At 70.0% G+C, this 18,329-nt stretch carries 14 protein-coding genes; all 14 read right to left on the bottom strand.

The window, feature by feature from the left end:
* Nucleotides 1–11 precede the first annotated feature (11 nt).
* The 14 genes from ABZU52_RS13010 to ABZU52_RS13075 all read right to left on the bottom strand — a co-directional run bounded on the left by ABZU52_RS13010 (nt 12) and on the right by ABZU52_RS13075 (nt 18,052).
* On the bottom strand, nt 12–839 hold the full coding sequence (locus ABZU52_RS13010; RefSeq protein WP_354971247.1) for an ABC transporter permease: 828 nt from the start codon (nt 837–839) through the stop codon (nt 12–14).
* Entirely contained in the window at nt 836–1,969 is a 1,134-nt protein-coding gene (locus ABZU52_RS13015) for an ABC transporter ATP-binding protein (protein WP_354971248.1), read from the bottom strand. Before ABZU52_RS13015 ends, ABZU52_RS13010 begins: the two co-directional genes overlap by 4 nt.
* Nucleotides 1,970–2,019: 50 nt before the next feature.
* Nucleotides 2,020–3,084: a glycosyltransferase gene (locus ABZU52_RS13020; protein ID WP_354971249.1), complete on the bottom strand. Its 1,065-nt coding sequence runs from the start codon at nt 3,082–3,084 to the stop codon at nt 2,020–2,022.
* Nucleotides 3,085–3,241: 157 nt separating this feature from the next.
* Complete coding sequence (locus tag ABZU52_RS13025; RefSeq protein WP_354971250.1) at nt 3,242–7,027, bottom strand: DUF4082 domain-containing protein; 3,786 nt, start codon at nt 7,025–7,027, stop codon at nt 3,242–3,244.
* Nucleotides 7,028–7,213: 186 nt separating this feature from the next.
* On the bottom strand, nt 7,214–8,023 hold the full coding sequence (locus ABZU52_RS13030; RefSeq protein WP_354971251.1) for a Wzz/FepE/Etk N-terminal domain-containing protein: 810 nt from the start codon (nt 8,021–8,023) through the stop codon (nt 7,214–7,216).
* Nucleotides 8,023–9,375, bottom strand: coding sequence for an O-antigen ligase family protein (locus ABZU52_RS13035; RefSeq protein ID WP_354971252.1), 1,353 nt, complete (start codon nt 9,373–9,375; stop codon nt 8,023–8,025). The genes ABZU52_RS13030 and ABZU52_RS13035 overlap by 1 nt, the downstream gene beginning before the upstream one ends.
* Nucleotides 9,376–9,696: 321 nt before the next feature.
* Entirely contained in the window at nt 9,697–10,569 is an 873-nt protein-coding gene (locus tag ABZU52_RS13040; RefSeq protein WP_354971253.1) for a DUF6492 family protein, read from the bottom strand.
* Nucleotides 10,570–10,616: 47 nt separating this feature from the next.
* Entirely contained in the window at nt 10,617–11,654 is a 1,038-nt protein-coding gene (locus ABZU52_RS13045) for a hypothetical protein (RefSeq protein WP_354971254.1), read from the bottom strand.
* Nucleotides 11,651–12,931 (bottom strand): MFS transporter, encoded by a 1,281-nt coding sequence (locus ABZU52_RS13050; protein ID WP_354971255.1) that lies wholly within the window; start codon nt 12,929–12,931, stop codon nt 11,651–11,653. Before ABZU52_RS13050 ends, ABZU52_RS13045 begins: the two co-directional genes overlap by 4 nt.
* 109 nt (nt 12,932–13,040) lie before the next feature.
* Nucleotides 13,041–14,162, bottom strand: a complete 1,122-nt coding sequence (locus ABZU52_RS13055) for a DegT/DnrJ/EryC1/StrS family aminotransferase (RefSeq protein ID WP_354971256.1) — start codon at nt 14,160–14,162, stop codon at nt 13,041–13,043.
* Nucleotides 14,159–14,842 (bottom strand): acetyltransferase, encoded by a 684-nt coding sequence (locus ABZU52_RS13060; protein ID WP_354971257.1) that lies wholly within the window; start codon nt 14,840–14,842, stop codon nt 14,159–14,161. Before ABZU52_RS13060 ends, ABZU52_RS13055 begins: the two co-directional genes overlap by 4 nt.
* Complete coding sequence (locus ABZU52_RS13065) at nt 14,839–15,987, bottom strand: DegT/DnrJ/EryC1/StrS family aminotransferase (protein WP_354971258.1); 1,149 nt, start codon at nt 15,985–15,987, stop codon at nt 14,839–14,841. Before ABZU52_RS13065 ends, ABZU52_RS13060 begins: the two co-directional genes overlap by 4 nt.
* On the bottom strand, nt 15,984–16,982 hold the full coding sequence (locus tag ABZU52_RS13070) for an NAD-dependent epimerase/dehydratase family protein (RefSeq protein ID WP_354971259.1): 999 nt from the start codon (nt 16,980–16,982) through the stop codon (nt 15,984–15,986). The genes ABZU52_RS13065 and ABZU52_RS13070 overlap by 4 nt, the downstream gene beginning before the upstream one ends.
* Entirely contained in the window at nt 16,979–18,052 is a 1,074-nt protein-coding gene (locus ABZU52_RS13075) for a Gfo/Idh/MocA family oxidoreductase (RefSeq protein WP_354971260.1), read from the bottom strand. Before ABZU52_RS13075 ends, ABZU52_RS13070 begins: the two co-directional genes overlap by 4 nt.
* Nucleotides 18,053–18,329: the final 277 nt, after the last annotated feature.

Here is an 18,329-nt window from a genome sequence, read left to right on the forward strand (position 1 = left end):
TCCCCTCGCCGTCAGATGCTCAGGATGCCGAGCTTGCGGGCGAGCCGGAGAGAGCGGTCGAAGACGGTCAGGCCAATCGCGAACATGATCACACTGAACCCGGTCAGGATCGCCAGCGACATCACCGGGGACAACCCCTCGGCCGGCGGGTCACTCATCAGCAACTGCCGCTCGGCGGCGATGACGTACGAGTGCGGCACGAGGTAGCTGACCCAGCGGATCCAGTCCGGCAGCACGCTGATCGGGAAGAGGGTGCCGCCGAGCACCCCTGCGGCCAGGCTGTAGAGCATGATGACCGGCTCGCCGCGCTTGAACAGGATGATGAAGCTGGCGGCGAGAGTGCCGATGGCGTTGCAGGCGGCAATCCCGACCAGGAACACCAGCAGCGCGAGGGGGATGGACCGCCATTCGATCTGGGCACCCAACAGGCTGCCGAACGCGATCATGAAGGCCGCCATCACGGTGCCGGTGACGCTACGCCAGATGTTCATCGCGATGGGAATCAGCGCCCACGGCACGGGCTCCACCAGGTAGGTCTCGAGTGTGCCGCGTTCCTGCGCGAACTGGAGCCGGTTGGTCAACGCGGTCAGCGCGTCCTGGAAGCCCGCGGTGACACTCGCACCGATGAGCATGAAGGCGAACGCGTCGGTGGCGTTCAGGAACGAGCCCTGGAAGAAGTAGAGCAGCACGGGGAAGACCACTGCGGCGTACCGCAGGATGGTGGTGGCCGGGAACATCCGCTCTTCCACCAGGTCGATGCGGACGTAGGCCGCACAGGTGTCGAGTGACTTGCGCCAGAGGCCGCGACGGCCGATCGGGGCGGTGTAGGCCAGGCTCATGTCGCTCCGCCTTCTGCGGTCTGGTCGTGACGGTAGGCGCGAGCGATGAGGTCCCGCAGCGGCATCGGGATCTCGCGGACGTGCCGGATCTGCCGGGCGCCGGCACCGAGCGCGGCCAGCACGTCACCCGCTCCATCGCGTACCTTGAGCCAGCACCGGACGGTGGCACCGTCGACGGTGAGCTCCAGGCCCAGCGACGTCAGATCCGCGGCCGCCTGGTCGGCTGCGCCGGTCGAGGCGAAGACCAGTTCGAGTTGTGGTCGCTCCCACTGCTCCCGCAGGCTGTCGAGGTCGCCGAAGTACTTGACCCGGCCCTTGTCGAGCAGCAGGGCCTGGGAACGCAACGCCTCGATCTCTTCGAGGCGGTGCGACGAGATCAGCACTGCGAGTCGCTCCCGCTGGACGAGATCGGTGATCAGGTCGAGGAGCCCGTGCGCGGCGATCGGATCCACCGCCCCGGTCGGCTCGTCGAGGATGAGCACCCGGGGGCCGGACAGCAGCGCCCGCGCCAGCCGCAGCCGGGCCTTCATGCCGGCCGAGAGGCCGGCGACGACCGTGTCGATCTTCGACTCCAGATCCACCGTCGCCAGGACCTCGGGAATCCGGGTCGCCATCAACCGTGGCGACATGCCCTGCAGTCGGCCGTGCATGTGCAGGTTCTCCCGGGCGGTGGCCCGCATGAGCAGGCTCCGGTCGTCCGCCGGCATCCAGCCGACGACCTGGCGGATCTGCTCCGAGTCCCGTTCGACATCGAGCCCGAGGAGGGTGCCCTCGCCGCTGGTCGCCGTGGTCAGGCCGACGATTATCCGGAACAGGGTGGTCTTACCGGCGCCGTTCGGGCCGACGATCGCGCAGATCTCGCCGGCGCGAACGGTCAGGTCGATGCCGTCGAGCGCGATCACGTCCGACGTGATGTGCGTCCGCGCGAGGACCCGCATCCACCGCGGTGTCGGCTCGTACACCTTGGTCAGGCCGGACAGGACGAGGACCTCCTCGGCCTCGGCGGGTGAGCGCGCGCCGTCCCGTTGCCCCCGACCGAGGCCGTCAGCTGGGGTGAATGTTTCCGATCGCCCGGCCGACGGGCGGTCGGCCACGCCGACGTCAACCCGTCTCTCCGAAATCGCCGACATGCCGTCAACCGCCCCTTCACCCTCGTGGTCCTGCTTGTTTGCCGCGCCGGTCAGACCCGGATGCCCCGCCAACGCCACCAGCCCCACCGCACCCGGCGGTCCACCCGGTCTGCCAGCCGCCGTAACCGGGATGGACGCTCGGGCCGCCGTCCGCGGCGTACGTCGCGTTCGTAACGTCGCCAGAGCCGTGACCCCCGCACCTCGGCGTCGATGCGCACCGCCAGGTCGGCCAATCGCTCGGGCAGCTCGTCCCCGCCGTCGTTCAGTTCGTAGGCCCGGCACGCGAGGGACAACGCCGTCCGGGCGAGCGCGGCCCGGGCCGCGGTGTGCAGGTGGCGCACCGGCTCGACCCGGTCGCCCTCCTCGGTGAAAAGAATCTCGAAGACGGCGTTCCGCTCGGTGATGTCCCGGATCATGCCGCCGAACTCCTGGACATGCATGTTGGCGCCGTGTACGCGGTAGAAGGCCTGGTCGACGCCGTTGACCCGGCCGACGTGGGCGCGGGCGGCGGCCCGTAGCCAGAGCAGGAAGTCCGCCGCGTGCGGCACCCGTGAGTCGTATCCCTTGAGGTCGTGCATGACACTCGCCCGCATCACCACCTCGGGCGTCGACACCGGGTTGGTGGCCCGCTCGCAGTTTTCCCTCAGCCACGCCGCGCCGGTCCAGATCGTCCACGAGGTGGTCCGGGTCCGTGGTGCGGGAGTGCGGTCGTTGAACGCCGCGGAGAAGCCGTAGACGAACCCGACCTCCGGATGCGCCTCCAGCAGCGCGGTGGCCCGCGCCAGCGAACCGGGCGTCAGCAGATCGTCCGCGGAGAGCAGGACGAGATAGTCGCCGGTCGCCTTCGCCAAGCCCTCGTTGTACGTGGCGAGATGGCCCTGATTGACCTCGTGCTCGATCACCTGGACCCGCGGATCCACGGCGATCGTGCGGGCCACCTCGGCGCTGCCGTCGGGGGAGGCGTCGTCGACGATCAGAACGTCGACGTCCACGCCCTCCTGGGTGAGAATGCTCTGCACACAGGCGGGAAGATAACGGCCGTAGTTGTAACAGGGAACCACGACGGAAACGGTCGGCCGGCGCCGCAACGGGCGCGGCCGTTCCCGGGTCACCATGCGGCGACGCCCACGTCGGCCAGGCTCACCAAGACTCCCTCACTCACGTGTGGACAGATCCGCGCAAGCATGGCCGCGCCGCTCCTCAAGGTGCCGTACGTCCGCGTTGACGCACAACCTCCAACTGCTTCGAGCTGGTGTCCGGTAGTTGACTTTTTCAGATGTTCGGCCGGAATACGACGTCCACCCAGAAGTTGTGCGAGACCGCGGAATCGGGGAAGCCGCCACCGTAGCGGAAGCTGGCACCACCTGCCGGTATGTGCAGTGGTCCTCGATCGATTCCCTGGCCCGCGAGGGCGTTCAGATTGACCGCGTACTGCCCGACCGAGGTCCAGTAGGAGACGACGTACGTGGTGCCCGCGGTAATGCTGACGGGTTGCGAAAATGTGACGGTCTGCCATCCGGATCCGGTTTCGTTCGTGAATGACGCCGTCGCCAACAGGTCCCCGCCGGAGGTCCACAGCGTGCCGGTGTGCAGTCCGTTGTTGTCCGGCCCCTTGAAGAATCGCACCCCGGTCACCGAACCGTTGGCGTCCGCGGTGAACCGCGCGCCGACCTCGATCGAGTTCGGGTCGTTCCAGTTCGGATGCTGCGGTGTGTCGGTGTCGCTGAACAGGCTGACCGGCTGACCCAGCGGGGAGGTCGGGGTGGGGCTGGGCGTCGGTGTCGGTGTCGGGTCCGGACCTGGTGCCGAGTCCGGCACGAAGAGCGGGTCGACCCAGTAGTTGCTGGACTGGTACGAGTTCTGCGGGAACGCGTGCCTGCCGTAGTTGTAGACGCCGTTGGCAGTGGTCGGTGGCGCGCTGAGCGGTCCGTTGGTCCAGAGCGTCGAGAAGAAGTTCGACGTCGAGGCGTAGCGGCCGTTGGGCGCGAAGTACGACGCGACGTACGTCGTGCCGGCGTTCACCGCGATCGGGCTGTCGAACCGCACGCTCTGCCAGCCGGAGCCCGACTCACCGGAGAAGGTGGCACGGGCCAGCAACGTGCCGGAGGCCGTCCACAGGCTGCCGGTGTGCGTACCGTTGTTGCCAGGGCCCTGGTAGAAGCGCACCCCGACGATCCGTCCGTCAGTCGACGGGACGAACTTCACGCCCAGTTCCACGGCGCTGGGGTCGCTGTCGGCCGCCGTCTGTGGCGTCGCGTTCGGCGCGAACATCGTGTAGATGGCGGCGTACGCGTCGGTGGTGAAGGACCAGACGGTGGGCTCGTCACCCGGGTTGCCCTGGTTGTCGGCCACGGTCAGGGTGGCCGTGTAGGTGGTCGCGGTGGCCAGGGAGGCCGACGGGGTGAAGGTCACCGTCTTGGTCGCGTCGTCGTATCCGACCGCGCCGGCGACGGGCACGCCCGCCTGGTTTCGGAGGGTGAACTGGATGGACGTCGGATTCAACGGTTTCGAGAAGATCACGGACGGGCGTACCGTGATCGGCACTGTGGTGGCGTTCGCCGTCGGTGCGGTCGCCACCGGGCTCGGCGGGCCGGCCGCGCTGTCGATGAACGTGACGTCCACCCAGTAGTTGACGTCGTTGTAGGTCAACGTGGGGAAGCCGCTGCCGTAGGCGAAGACGCCGTTGCCGCGCGACGGGGTGGATCGGGGTGCGATCAGCGGTGCGGAGTTCACGTCCTGGCCGCTGAACACCAGTGGGTCGGCGGCGTACCCGCCGTTGGGTGCGGTGTAGGACGCGACGTACTCCGTGCCGTGGGTGATGGGCACGGGGCTGGCGAAGGCCAGCGTCTGCCAGCCGGCGCTGGTCTCCCCGACGAACGTCCCGGTGGCGAGTCGGGTACCCGTGCTCGTCCAGAGGCTTCCGGTGTGCGTACCGGTGTTGGCCGCGCCCTTGTAGAAGCGGACGCCGGTGACGTAGCCGTCGTCCTGTGAGCTGAATCGCACGCCCAGTTCCACCGGAGAACTGTCGTTGACCGCCGGGTTGTCCGGCACCCGGGAACCGAAAAGGGTGCTGGGCCCGGCCAGCTTCAGGCTGACCGTGGACGGCGTCGCCGGGATGTTGGCGCTGTCGTCCATCGCCCGGACCCGGACCACCTGAGTGCCGGCACCGCCGGCATGGAAACTGTACGACCAGGAGGTGGTGCCGTCGGCGGCGTGCCAGGTGGCGCCGCCGTCGGTCGACACCTCGACGCCCGCGACCCGGCCGCCGCCCAGGTCGGCGGCGGTGCCCCGCACGGTCACCAGGGAGCCGTTGGTGACCGTCGAGCCGTTCGCCAGTGCGGTGATGGTGGTTGTCGGAGCCTGAGTGTCGGTGGACGCCGATGCCGCCTGCAGGCCCGCCATCAGCGTCGCCGGCTGAACCCCCATGTCGGCGAAGAGGTTGACGGTGGCCTGCTGCATTCGGCTGTCGGCCGGCGAGGTGGTGCCGTCGTGGACCGAGTCCAGACCCCACGCCCACTGGACAGTCCCGGCGCCGAAGACCAGAGCGCCGCTGGGCGCGCGGTACATCGTGAGGTGGTGCGTGGTGGCGCCCGGAGTGACCGTGTTGCCGAAGTCGCGCAGGTATTCAGGTGTCGATCCGGTCGTGGTGGAGAGTCGGATGAGGCCGGCCGGCCGGAAGCCGTTGTCCACGTCCTCGTCGGACTCGTAGCCGACCGTGTGCGGGGCGAGCGTCGCCGTCTGGCCGGAGGCGAGATTGGCGAGGCCCGTGTTCCGCCACAGCCGGAACTTGCCCTGGTATTCCGGCACCTGCAGCGCGAGATCGGTGTTGTTGCTCATGTAGGCGGTGCCGGTGAGCGCGTTCTCCGGCTGTCCCGCGCCGTTGCCGGGCTGGATGAACCGTGGATCTCGCCAGGTGCCGGTCCATTCGTTGGTCGGGTCGATGTCGGCGTTGGCCCAGGTCTCCTTGTAGCAGACGAGCGTGCGGTGCGGGGTGTTGGTGCCGTCCACGCTGGGCGCGAGCCGCGTCCGCCAGTAGACCTCGTTGCCGCTGAAGAAGGCCAGGTTGACGCCGGCGTCGCGGGCCGCCTCGACGTTTGTGCGCTCCGGGCCGGACCAGTACTCGTCGTGCCCCACGGACAGGAACACGTCGTGGTTGCGGATGAGGCTGCCACGTCGGTCGGTGTCGATGTCGGTGGTGTAGCTCACGTCGTACCCGTTGCGTTCCAGGAAGCGGATCATCGGGTACTCGTTGCTGAACAGGAAGTCGCGACCGTTGCTGCTGCCTCGGGTGGAGAACGGCCGGTTGTAGCTGACCTCGAATGCCCGGCCGTTCTGCAGTGCCTCGTAGAAGTTCCCGCCGCCGTAGGTGTTGTAGGCGTGCCAGGTGGCATCGGAGGTCTTGAAGAAGAGGCTCGAGGTGCTGCTGTCGTCGCGCACCACGAACGTGATGTGGCTGGCGCTGCCGGTGTCGATGTCGGTGCGCTTCAACCGCGCGACGTACACGCCGGAGACGGAGTCCGCCGGGACCTGCCACGACGCGGACACCCGCCAGTTACCACAGTCGAACATCTGGGTGTCGCTTTTGGTGATGCAATCGTTCGGCTGGCGCTGCGGCAGGGTCACGGACGGTGTCACCGGTGTGATCCGCCGGGCGCCGGCGCCGCCGTACCAACCGAGGCGATAGATGTCGATGGTGTACGAGGTCGCCACCGTGTCGATCTTGAAGTCGATTCGCTGACCACGGTTGACGCTGATGTCGGTGGCGAAACCCTGGATCGTCCAGTCGCCGAAACCGTCGATGTCCCACTCTGAGGCCGGTTGACCCAGCTGGGCGTTCTCGCAGACCACGGGATTCGGACTGCAGCTGGCGGCGGCGGCCGGTGTCGGGCCCGCGACCGCCGCGGCGATCGTTGCGGCGAGGACGACGCTGACGGCGACCAGGGTCGCCAAGCCGGGCCGGAACCGGCGGTGCACACCACCAGTTGTGGCCCAACCGCTGGCCCACGGCAGTGTGCCCGGCAGTGCCGTCCGGATCAGTGGCCGGGTCTTCGTTGCCATCGGGCATCAACCTCTCGCTACGAGACGTCACGGCGCCTGCCGGGCGGCTCATATTGAAAAGTAGAGAATCCCTCACCTCTTGCCAACGACCGTCCACACTGGCCGTGACGCCGGGTGGACGCCAACTGCCAACCGATCAGACACGCTTGGTCGGCTGGATGACAGCTGAGGCCCGATGAGCAGGCCCTAGTCCCGCGCAGGCCACTGGCTCGCCGGACCCTGCTGCTCCGCGCCCTTCACGCGCGGTAACACGATGGTGAGATCGGAGGCGTTGGCCCGCTGAGGTACGACGGGTGCCTTCGTCGGCTCGGTCGCGTCCCGCGGAGAATCCGGATCGTCGAACGGCACCACCTGCTTCGTGCGGCGTGGGCCGACCGCCTCGGCGACGGAGATCATGCCGAAGAGCAGCACCAGGCAGGCGGCCGACACCGCGATCATCGACCGGATGGTCCCGGTGACCTTGCGCGTCGGATCCGTCGGCGGGTTGATCGGCAGCGCCTGGAACAGGTACTTGTCGTCCGCGCCGTCGACCTTCTGCATGTCGTACAGCTCTTTTTGCATGCTCTCGGACACCAGATCGAGCGTCTTCGTGGCCGCGTCGGGTGAGCTGCCCGTGCCGACGATGCTGATGACCAGGCCCGAGCCGATCGCGTTGGTCGAGCTGATCGTGTAATCCTCGTCGGCCCCCTGGCTGATCAACCCCTGCCGGACCAGGCCGCCCGACACCCGCTGGGCCAGCACGTCGACCACCACGGACGGATTGGGCAGTCGCAGGTACGGGTTGTTGGCGTTGACCTTGAGCAGCGTCGGATCCCGTTGGATCGCGGCATCGCTCGGCTGGGGTGGCGGAGCGATCAGCACGTACTGCGCCTGCGACTCATACACCGGCGGTATCCCGAACGCGACGAAGGCGTTCCCGGCGATCAGCACCGCCAGCACTGCCAGCACGATCAGCTTGTGGCGTCGCACGGTCGTGAACATGGCCAGGAGATCCATCAGGGCTCAATTCTTGCGGCAGGAGACGGGCGGGCGGCCTGCGACGGTGCCGGCTCTGCTGGTCGCGGGGCCGTCGCCGTCACCGGAACGGGAAAGATCCGGGTCTGCGCGGGCCACCGCTGGGCGACCAGCCAGCAGGTGGCGCAGAGCCCGAGAACCACGGCGTGGACCGAGGCGAACTGCGCGAACGAGAACGCGTCGAACGTGTACGCCCCGACCGCCGCGGCGAGGCAGGCGCCGGCCAGCGCGCCGCACAGCGAGCGCAATTCGGGACTGGTCGTCCGGGTCCGCGTCTGCAGCGCCGTGATGGCGGGGACCAGGAAATACAGCACGAGCGCGGTCAGGCCCAGGACACCCATCTCGATGGAGGTCTTCAGGTACTGGTTGTCCAGAATCCGGGTGGCGTCCTCCGGCAGGAACGTGCCACCACCCCGGCCCAGCCACGGGGCCTGCTGTACGAGCGCCACCACCCGGGGATAGTTGTCCAGCCGGTTGGTGATCGAGGCGTCCTCCGACCCCGCAGTGATCGAGCCGATGATCGTCCGCAGATAGCCCGGTGTGGTGGCGAAGATGGCGACGACGGCGGCCGGCGAGAAGGCGAGCAGCCAGACCCGCTGCTTGGCGGGCAGGCAGATGACGAACGTCGCCACCGCGACACCGACAGCCAGGATCGCCGACCGGGAGACGGACATGGGTATACACATGCCGATCAGTCCCACCGGCAGCCACCGCCGCACGGTCGAACGTTCCTGGTCGTGAATGCCCAGCCAGATCGCCACCGGCAGGAGCATGCCGGCGACCACGCCCAACTCGATCGGATGAATCGTCGTCCCGGTGACCCGGACGAGCGCGTCGCGGCCCTGGAACGAGCCGTACTCCGAGCCGGACTCGAATCCGGGCAGCGCCAGGCGCAGCAACGGCTTGAGGTCCCACAGGAACCAGAACTGCAGGGTGGCCACGACACCGGAGAACGCGCCGCCCCACACCAGGGTCCGGATGACCCGCAGCAGGTCGGCCGGGCTGCGCAGGTGTTCGGCGGTCACCAGGATCACCCCGGACATGCCGACGAGCAGCAGCATCCAACGGTCGGCGCCGAGCCGCTGCGTCTCGTTCGGCGTGAACAGTGGCATGGCGGCGTAGGAGAGCAGCGCGCAGATCCACAGCATCGCCAGCGCCCCGCGCACGGGATAGCGGGTGTGCACCGGGTCGTGCAGGCCGAGCAGCGCCGCCACCGCCCAGGCCAGGAAGAGGAGAAGGGAGACGAGGCTGGCCAGGTAACCCTGCGCGCCGACGATCCGGATCACCGTGTCCGACGGAAAGATGAAGGCGCTGAGGATGAACAGCTGCAGCATGAAGGCGGCCTGGCGGGATCCCTGGGGTCGTACCACCCGGCGGGTCTCGGCGGGTGGCCCTCCGGAAGCCCGGCCGCCGTTGACGCGCCTGGCGTCACCGGTCATGGTTGTCGTCGATCCGTTGAATCGCCGCACCATGCTCTCGTTCCTGCCCTTGAATCGGGATCCTTCGGTGGAGGGCTGGCCCGAGCGTACCGCTCTGGCGTGACCCGCGGAATCGTCCTGTTTCACCGGTCAGCGCGCCGGACGGCCGAGGACAACCACCGCGTCGGACCGTCGGTGTATCCGGGCCGCTCTCGCACATCACATTGTCGTCAGTGCTCAGGCCAGGGAGAGGTTGGCCAGTGCCCGTCGACGCAGCGGCGTGGGCGTACGGGACTTGGCGGAGATCATCACCGCGATGTCGCGATCCTGGATCGCGCCGAGAAACTCCCGCATCGCGCGTTCGTCCAACGGGGTCTCCTCCCAGTAGGCATGGCAGAGGGTGTCCGCGACGCTGAAGGAGGCGACATTCGTTCCCGCCCCGGCAACCTCATCGACATAGACGCCGTACAGCGTCCACTCGGAGAAATGCAGGTTTGCTCCGATCGCGTCCGCCCACCGGCGCCCGGTGACCGACTCCACGCGGGCCAGCAGGCGCCGTACGACGGCCGGATCCCACGCCAACAACGACGAGACATAGTCGGGGTAGGGCGGCGTGGCCGCCGGGACACCGAGCAGGGACCGGGCGACCTGATGCCAGATCACGTGCCGCGGCAACCGCTCGTCGACCTCGTCGGGTTTGCGATAGAAGCGGACCACCTCGTCACGACGGAAGGTGTCGGCGGAGAACGGCCGAACGAACTGGATGTCCGAGTCGACGAGCAGGACGACGTCGGCGTCGGATCGCGCCGCGGCCGCGAGCTTGATGATCTGCTGCAGGATCCAGCCGCGCAACGGCGGGAACGGGCGGCGGAGGTTGACCGAGAGCTTCCCGCCCGGCAGCGACCGGAAGGATCGGGGCAGGAAATCCGCCTCGTCGTGGATCACCGCGCGTGCCCCGCTCAACTGACCGAAGAGCGCCAGATCGGCGCGCGGCACGATGATGTGGTGGCGTATCGAATCCGGCGAGTGCGCCAGCACCGAGCGGTGCAGGTCGACACAGCGGTCGAAGTCCGGCGCGAAGCTGGGGGTGATGATGTCCAGTCGTGACATGCCAGGAGTCCTCCTGTCGGCCGGCCGCGGGCCCGGCTCCTCGGTGTTCACCGGACCACCGCCGGCGACCAGGCGTCGGATACCAGTAGCTCGGGAGCGCCCCGGCCGTCCGCCGGGCTTGACCAGATGTCGCTGGTCGCCGTCCCGGCGCCGCCGCGAGGCAGCGCGTAGATGATTCTCGTGTCGTCCAGCCACTCGACCTGGTCGTCGACGCTTCGGGTCTCGGCGAGCAGCGTCTCCGCGCCGGTCGCGAGGTCGTAGACGGCGAGGCGCCAGCGGCCCGGCGGCAGGTCGCCGTGCTTCTTGAAGGCGATTCGGGTCCGGTCCGGCGAGAGCGACGGGCACTCGGCGTCCTCCCGCAGCGCGGTCATCCGGCGGGCGGTGAGACTCCCCTCGACCAGCCAGGTCTTCCCCCCGGACGCGGCGGTGGCGTAGAACCGGTCGTCGTCGGCGAAGGTCACCCCCCACAGGTTCCTGTCCACCGCGGTGACCACCGCACCCTTGACGACGAGTTGGAACTGCTCGACGTCCCCGATCACCGCGCCGGTGGTTCGGCTGATCACCGTACGGGTGGAGAACTGCCCCGGATTCGCGTACGAGTCCCCGAAGACGAACGTGGTCATCGCCACCAGCGACCCGTTCGGCGACAACCGGGCCCGGCTCGGTGTGCCGACCAGCGGTAGGTCGCGCCGAACCGACCAGTCCGGGCCGAGCAGCCGCGCCCGGTACGTGGTCAGCAGGCCCCGGTCGGCCGAGAGGCAGATCGCCTCGTCCCGGGTCGCGTAGACCCGCTCGCAGGCGGCGTCGGTGACCGCACGTGGCCCGGCCGGCGCGGAGAGCGGAACCATCGCCACCCGGCCGTAGTCGGCGCCGAGAGCCGTGTTCCGGAAGACCAGGTGCGGCACGTCGCGCACCACGGCGAGGTCGTCGCGCGTCGGCGCGCCGGTCGCCGACGTCCGTGCGGCGGTCAGGTCCTGGCGGGCCTGCCAGACATAGCCGCCCGCGCCGAGGAACGCCACCAGCAGCACCACCGCCAGCGCCGTCAGCCGCGCCCGCGGCCCGAGCCCACCCATCCGTCCGCTCATGCCGGCACTCCACTGGGTCGGGCGCCGGGGAGCGTCGCCGGGGTCGGACGATCGATGCCATGCAGCAGCCAGGCGGCGATCGGCACGGCGACCGCGAGCAGGGCGGCGAAGAGCAGCAGCGCCGGGCGGGGACCCTGGATGCTCCAGAGCAGACCGAAGAGCACCGACGCGGCGAACCGGGCCAGCGCCACGGTGGTCTGGGCGGCGGCGATGCCGCTTCCCCGTGCCCGGGCGGCCACGAGGCGGCTCACCAACGCCGCCAGCACGCCGTCGGTGGCGGCATAGAAGGTGCCGACCAACAGCAGGACCGCGAGGGTCCCGCCGAGGCCGCTGCTGGGCAGCGCCGCGAGCAGGTAGGCGCCCAGCAGCGCCAGGTGCCCGGCGACCAGCACCCGACCCCGGCCGACCCGGTCGGCCAGCAGCCCCAGGGGTACGGCCAGCGTCAGGTAGGCGATGTTGGTCCCCACGTAGAGCAGGGGAAAGTAGCGGGCGGTGACGTCGTCGCGCGCCTGAAGGAGCAGATAGAGGAAGCCGTCGCCGATGGTCAGCAGGCCCAGCAGGGCGGCGGCCAGCAGCGGTCGCCGTAGACCTCGTCCGGCGATCTCGGAGAACACCTCGCGCAGAGTGGCTCGGGCCGCGCCGGCCGCGGTCGGCAGGTCCGGCACGAGCAGCGCCAGCACCGCCACCCCGGCGATCGCGAACGCGAACGAGACGACGAAGATCGAGTCGTAGCTGCCGGGGACCGCCGCGAGGAGCGCGAAGGCAACAAGTGGGCCGATGGCGGCGCCAAGGGTGTCCAACGCCCGGTGCACGCCGAAGGCCCGCCCCAGCACGTCCGGTTGCGACGCCGCGGCGATCAGGGCGTCCCGGGGCGCGGTGCGCAGCCCCTTGCCCAACCGGTCGGCGGTGACCACCGCGGTTATCGCCGCGAAGCCAGCCGCCGGCAGCATCGCCAGGCGGCTCAGCGCCGATGCGGCGTACCCGGTCACCGCCACCCACTTCGGTCGCTGCCCGCGGTCACCGACATAGCCCCCGGCGATCCGTACCAGCGCGCTGACGCCCTGGTAGATGCCGTCCAGGAAGCCGTACGCGACAGGGCTCAGGCCGACCACGGCGGTCAGGTAGAGCGGCAGGACCGATGCCACCATCTCCGACGACACGTCGGTGAGAAGACTGACCGTGCCGAGCAGCACGACCGTCCCGGATACGTGGCGCACGGCGCTGCGGGCACGGCTCGTACCGGCATCGTCCGGCCGATCCCGCAGCGTCACGTACACGACATCTCCATCCCCCCCGGCCCGCCACCTCCGCACCGCCCCCCGTCCCCGGCGGCGACGCCCGCCCGTCCGCCGCCCGACCCGCCTCCGACCGGGCAGCAGGAGACGGTCAGCCGGCCAGTGCGGCCCTCAGCGCGGCGACGACGGACTGCTGCTGGTCGGCGGTGATCTGCGGGTAGATCGGCAGCGAGAGCAGTTCGGTCGCGATCCGCTCCGCGTGCGGGAACGCCCCCTGCGAATAGCCGAGGCCGGCGAAGGCTCCGGTCCGGTGCACCGGCACGGGATAGTGGATCCCCGCCCCGACGCCGCTCGCGTTGAGTCGCGCCAGCACGCGGTCCCGGCGGGCCGGGGTGCCGTCGCCGGGGACCCGGAGACAGTAGATGTGCCAGACGTGCTCGTTGCCCGGCAGGGTCACCGGGCGGACCACCTCGACCGACTCCAGCAGCGCGTCGTACCGGGCGGCGGCGGCCCGGCGCAGCGCGTTCCAGTTGGCCAGTCGGGCCAGCTTGGCCCGGAGCACGACCGCCTGGAGGCCGTCCAGTCGACTGTTCACACCGATGACGTCGTGCACGTACTTCTGCATGCCGCCGTGGCTGCCGATGGTGCGGACCATGGTGGCGACGTCGGCGTCGGCGGTCACCACGGCGCCCGCGTCGCCGTAGGCTCCCAGGTTCTTGCCCGGGTAGAAGCTCGTCGCGGCGATGCCGTCGACACCGGCGCCGCGTCCGTGCCGGGTGGCGCCCTGGCACTGCGCGGCGTCCTCGACGATGGCGATGTCGCGCCCGGCCAGGCCGTCGCGTAGGCGCTCCACCGGCGCCAGCTGCCCATAGAGGTGCACCGGGATGATCGCCCGGGTGGCCGGCGTGATCGCGGCCAGCGCCGCGTCGACGTCGATCAGGTAGGAGTCGGGATCGCAGTCGACAAGCACCGGTCGCGCGCCGGTCCGGGCCACGGCCTCGGCGGTGGCGATGAAGGTGTTCGTGGGCAGGATCACCTCGGCCCCTCCTCCGACGCCGACAGCGCGGAGCGCCAGTTCGAGCGCGTCGGTGCCGTTGGCGACGCCCACGCAGTGATCCACCCCGACGAACGCCGCGTACTCGCGTTCGAAGGCGGCCACCTCGGGGCCACCGATGAAGGCGGTGTCCGCCAGGACCCGCTTGAAGCCGACGGCGACCTCCTCCGCCACCTCGGCATGCGCGGCCTGCAGGTCCACCAACGGAATCGCGATCATCGTGGGAGCACTCCCTGCAGAGTTGGCTGACGGACAACACGGAGGAATCGGGCCGGGTTGCCGGCCCACACCTCATCGGGGGGTATGTCGCTGAGCACGACCGAACCCATGCCGACGAGCGACCTCGCGCCGACGGTGAGCGATTCACGGATCAGCGCGCCCGCCCCGAGGTAGGCGCCGGGTCCGATCCGCACGGAACCGGAGATCCGCACGCCCGAGGCGATCGTGACGTGGTCGGAGACGACGTCGTCGTGGGTGAGCACGGTCTGCGGCATGATGGCCACGTGCGCGCCGACAGTGACGTCGGCGGTCAGGACGACCTGAGCCAGCAGCACCGAGCCCGGCCCGACCGTGCAGTCGGCGGGCACCTCGGCCGACGGGTGGACGACTGTCGCGTACCGCGCTGCCGGCAGGCCCAACCGCCGCACCACCTGCTCGCGGACGCCAGGATCGCGGGCGTTGGCGATGCAGACCACCACGGCGGCGTCGGGCAGGTCCGCGATCGCGTCCAGCGGGCCCAGCACCGGCAACCCGGCACGGGTCACGCCGTGCAGGGCCGGGTCGTCGTCGAGGAAGCCCCGCAGCCGCCAGGTCGGCGCTGCCGCGTTGATCGCCGCGACGGTGGCGGCCGTCTCCCGAGCCATTCCTCCGGCGCCGACGAGCACGAGATCATTGGTCATCGGCGGGCCAGCGCACGAAGTGTGCCGACGATGTGGTCCTGGTCGTCCTCGGTGAGCGCGTGGTGCAGGGGGAGGACCAGCGAGTCACGCGTGATCCGCTCGGTCACCGGCAGCGGGGCCGGCTCGACGTCCGCGTACGCCGGCTCCAGGTGCGACGCCATGATGCCGCGCCGGGCGGACACCCCGGCGGCGGCGAGCGCGGCGAGGGTCTCGTCCCGCCCGACGCCGAACTCGTCGGTCAGCAGCACCCAGAAGGTCTGGAAGTTGGTGCGGCCGTGCGCCGGGTCGCGGACCGCGAGCGCGCCCGGCACGTCGGCCAGCAACTCGTGGTACCGCGCGGCGAGGCTGCGGCGCTGCGCCACGATGTCCCCGAGCTTGGCAAGTTGGACCAGGCCGATGGCGGCCTGGATGTCGGTCATCCGGTAGTTGTAGCCCGTCTCCAGGTACGCCTCGAGGATCGGTTGGGCGCTCGCGTGCCGGTCCGCGGCCGACACGTTCATCCCGTGCTCGCGCAGCCGGCGCAGCCGCGCCGCCCACTGCGCGTTGTCGGTGGTGAGCATCCCGCCCTCGCCGGTGGTGAGGAGCTTTCGCGGGTGGAACGACCACGCCGCGAGCAACGCCCCGGCACCGACCGGCCCACCGTGCACCATCGAGCCCGCCGCGCAGGCCGCGTCCTCGATCAGCGAGACGCCCCAGCGGTCGGCGGCGGCCCGCAGCGCGGACACCTCGGCCGGCACGCCGCCCTGGTGCACGGCGATGATGGCCCTGGTGCGCGGGGTGCGCGCCGCGTCGAGCGTCGCCACCGTGACGTTGCCGGTGGCGACGTCCACGTCGGCGAAGACGGGCCGCGCCCCGACGTAGCGGACCGCGTTGGCGGTGGCGATGAACGACAGCGACGGGACGATCACCTCGTCACCGGGCTGCACCCCGACCGCGACGAGCGCGAGGTGCAGTGCCGTGGTGCAGGAGCTGACGGCGACGCCGTGGGCCGCACCGACGCTGGCGGCGAACGCGGCCTCGAACGCCGCGACCCGGGGGCCCTGGGCAACCCACCCCGAGCGGACGGCGTCCGCCGCGGCCAGTGCCTCCTCCTCCCCGAGCGCGGGGAGCATCACCGGGATGCGGCGAGCCGCCTCGACGGTCACCGCGCCTCCTGGGACTCGCCACGGGCCGGCTGCTCCGCGCGCCACCACTCGACCAGCCCCTCCAGGCCCTCCCGCAGACCGATCTCCGCTCGGAAGCCGAGTGCCTGCGCGGCGGCGGAGGTGTCGGCGAGTCGCCGGGTGACCCCGTTGACCTTCCGCGCCGGGCCGTACTCCGGGGTCCTGTCGCTCTTCATCACCGACAGGAGCGTGCGGGCAAGCTCCTCGAGGCTGGTCTCGACCCCGCTGGCGATGTTGAACACCTCGTCGGTGTGCGCCGACTCGGCGGCCAGGATGTTGGCCCGGGCGATGTCGACCACGTGCACGAAGTCCATCGTCTGGGTGCCGTCGCCGAGGATCAGCGGGGCGAGGCCCGCGTCGATGCGCTCCATCCAGCGGATCAGCACCTCGGTGTACAACCCGTGGACGTCCATCCGCTGGCCGTAGACGTTGAAGTACCGCAGGGCCACGTAGTCCAGCCCGTACATGCCGTGGAAGCTGCGCAGCATGGCCTCGTTGAACGCCTTGGCCGCCCCGTAGAAGGTGTCGTTGTTGTACGGGTGGTGCCGCTCGTTCGTGGGGAACTCCTCGGCCAGGCCGTAGACCGACGCCGACGACGAGGCGACCACCTTGCGGACGCCCTCGGCGGCGGCCGCCTCCAGCACGTTGAACGTGCCGTCGACGAGCACCTCGTTGGCCAGCCGGGGCTCCTCGGCGCACTGCGTGATCCGGATGGCGGCGAGGTGGAAGACGAGATCCTTGCCCCGGGTGACATCGCGGACGAGGTCGACATCGCGGATGTCGCCCTCCACCACGCGCACCCGATCGTCGCGCAGCGCCCACCTCAGGTTCTCGCGCCGGCCGCGGACGAGGTTGTCGAGGACGACAACCTCGCTGGCGCCGCCCTGCACGAGCAGGTCGACCACGTGTGAGCCGATCGTGCCGGCTCCCCCTGTCACCAGGACCCGGGCGTTCTTGACCGGAACCGCCGCACTCATCGTTCGGACTCCCCTTCTAGATCGACCATCACGCCGCCCTTGGTGAGACTCTGCGAGGCTGCCTGCAGGATCTGCAGAACCCGTAGCCCGGATCGGCCGTCGGTGAGCGCGGGCGATCCGGTGCGGATGGCCCGCGCGTACTCCTCGACCATGGTCCGCAACGCTTCGCGCTCCGTCAGTGCCGGCGCCACCATGTCGCCCGAGCGGTAGGACACCAGCATGTCGTGGCGTTCCTCGGCCCCGAGTTCGTCGGGCGTGGCCACGTCGACGCCCCGATCGAAGATCGCCAGCCGCTGGCTGGGATTGAGGTCGTCCCAGACCAGGGTGCGCTTGGAACCACCGATGATGGCGGTGCGAATCTTGACGGGGGAGAGCCAGTTGACGTGGATGTGCGCGATCGCACCGCTGCTGAGCTGCAGAGTGAGGTACGCGACGCAACTGCGGCCGGCGCCGATGCCGTCGACACCATGTGCGGCGACGGCCACCGGCGCGACACCCGGCGGCAGCACGAAGTCCAGAATGGATAGGTCATGCGGCGCCAGGTCCCAGATCACGTCGATGTCACGCTGCACCAGGCCGAGGTTGATGCGAACCGAGTCGAGGTAGTGCAGCTCGCCCAGCTCGCCCGCGTGCAGCAGCTCGCGGATGCGAAGGACCGCCGGGGTGTAGCAGTAGGTGTGGTCGCACATGAGCGTGAGCCCGCGCCGGTCGGCTTCCGCGACGAGTTGGCGGCCCTCGTCGTACGTGGCGGCGAGCGGCTTCTCCACCAGCACGTGCTTGCCGGCGCGCAGCGCGGCCAATGCCACCGGCAGGTGGGTGCCGGCCGGGGTGGCGATCGCGACGGCCTGTACCGCGTCATCGGCCAGTACCGTGTCGAGGTCGTCGGTGACCTGCACGGTCGAGTAGTCCCCGAGCACCCGGCGGGCCCGTTTGACGTCGAGGTCACACAGCCAGCGAAGGCGGAACGCCGTGGATCCCTGGAAGTTGCGCACCAGATTGGGACCCCAGTAGCCCGCGCCGATGACGGCGATTCCGATGGGTTTGTCGGAGACGGCAGGTAAGGAAGTCACAGCGATCCGTTTCGTCTACGGCGGTTCGTGGTGTGGGCGCCCAAGAGCCGGCGTCCGACACAGCGCGGTGTCGGACCAGGATTGGCACCCGTTGACCTGGCCCGCCCCGGGAAGCTACCGGCTGGCGATCGGCGTGGACAGCGCTGTGTCGGATTTCGGCCGGCCACCGCCGGGAACCCATACCTTCGGCGGAGGCGTACCGGCTGTCGGTCGCGCCAATTCGAGCCGACGGGTGCGTGACACCGGCCGCCTCAACGGCAGCCGGCGGTCCGCGCTG

Origin of the sequence: Micromonospora sp. NPDC005220 (genome assembly GCF_040607895.1) — a bacterium.
Lineage (GTDB): Bacteria > Actinomycetota > Actinomycetes > Mycobacteriales > Micromonosporaceae > Micromonospora.

Bases quoted from the DNA above. Each gene is read 5' to 3' on its own strand.
- ABZU52_RS13015 (WP_354971248.1), bottom strand. From the start codon at position 1,969: ATGTCGGCGATTTCGGAGAGACGGGTTGACGTCGGCGTGGCCGACCGC.
- ABZU52_RS13070 (WP_354971259.1), bottom strand. From the start codon at position 16,982: ATGAGTGCGGCGGTTCCGGTCAAGAACGCCCGGGTCCTGGTGACAGGG.
- ABZU52_RS13030 (WP_354971251.1), bottom strand. From the start codon at position 8,023: ATGGATCTCCTGGCCATGTTCACGACCGTGCGACGCCACAAGCTGATC.
- ABZU52_RS13035 (WP_354971252.1), bottom strand. From the start codon at position 9,375: ATGCTGCAGCTGTTCATCCTCAGCGCCTTCATCTTTCCGTCGGACACG.
- ABZU52_RS13020 (WP_354971249.1), bottom strand. From the start codon at position 3,084: ATGGTGACCCGGGAACGGCCGCGCCCGTTGCGGCGCCGGCCGACCGTT.
- ABZU52_RS13060 (WP_354971257.1), bottom strand. From the start codon at position 14,842: ATGACCAATGATCTCGTGCTCGTCGGCGCCGGAGGAATGGCTCGGGAG.
- ABZU52_RS13040 (WP_354971253.1), bottom strand. From the start codon at position 10,569: ATGTCACGACTGGACATCATCACCCCCAGCTTCGCGCCGGACTTCGAC.
- ABZU52_RS13010 (WP_354971247.1), bottom strand. From the start codon at position 839: ATGAGCCTGGCCTACACCGCCCCGATCGGCCGTCGCGGCCTCTGGCGC.
- ABZU52_RS13025 (WP_354971250.1), bottom strand. From the start codon at position 7,027: ATGGCAACGAAGACCCGGCCACTGATCCGGACGGCACTGCCGGGCACA.
- ABZU52_RS13055 (WP_354971256.1), bottom strand. From the start codon at position 14,162: ATGATCGCGATTCCGTTGGTGGACCTGCAGGCCGCGCATGCCGAGGTG.
- ABZU52_RS13045 (WP_354971254.1), bottom strand. From the start codon at position 11,654: ATGAGCGGACGGATGGGTGGGCTCGGGCCGCGGGCGCGGCTGACGGCG.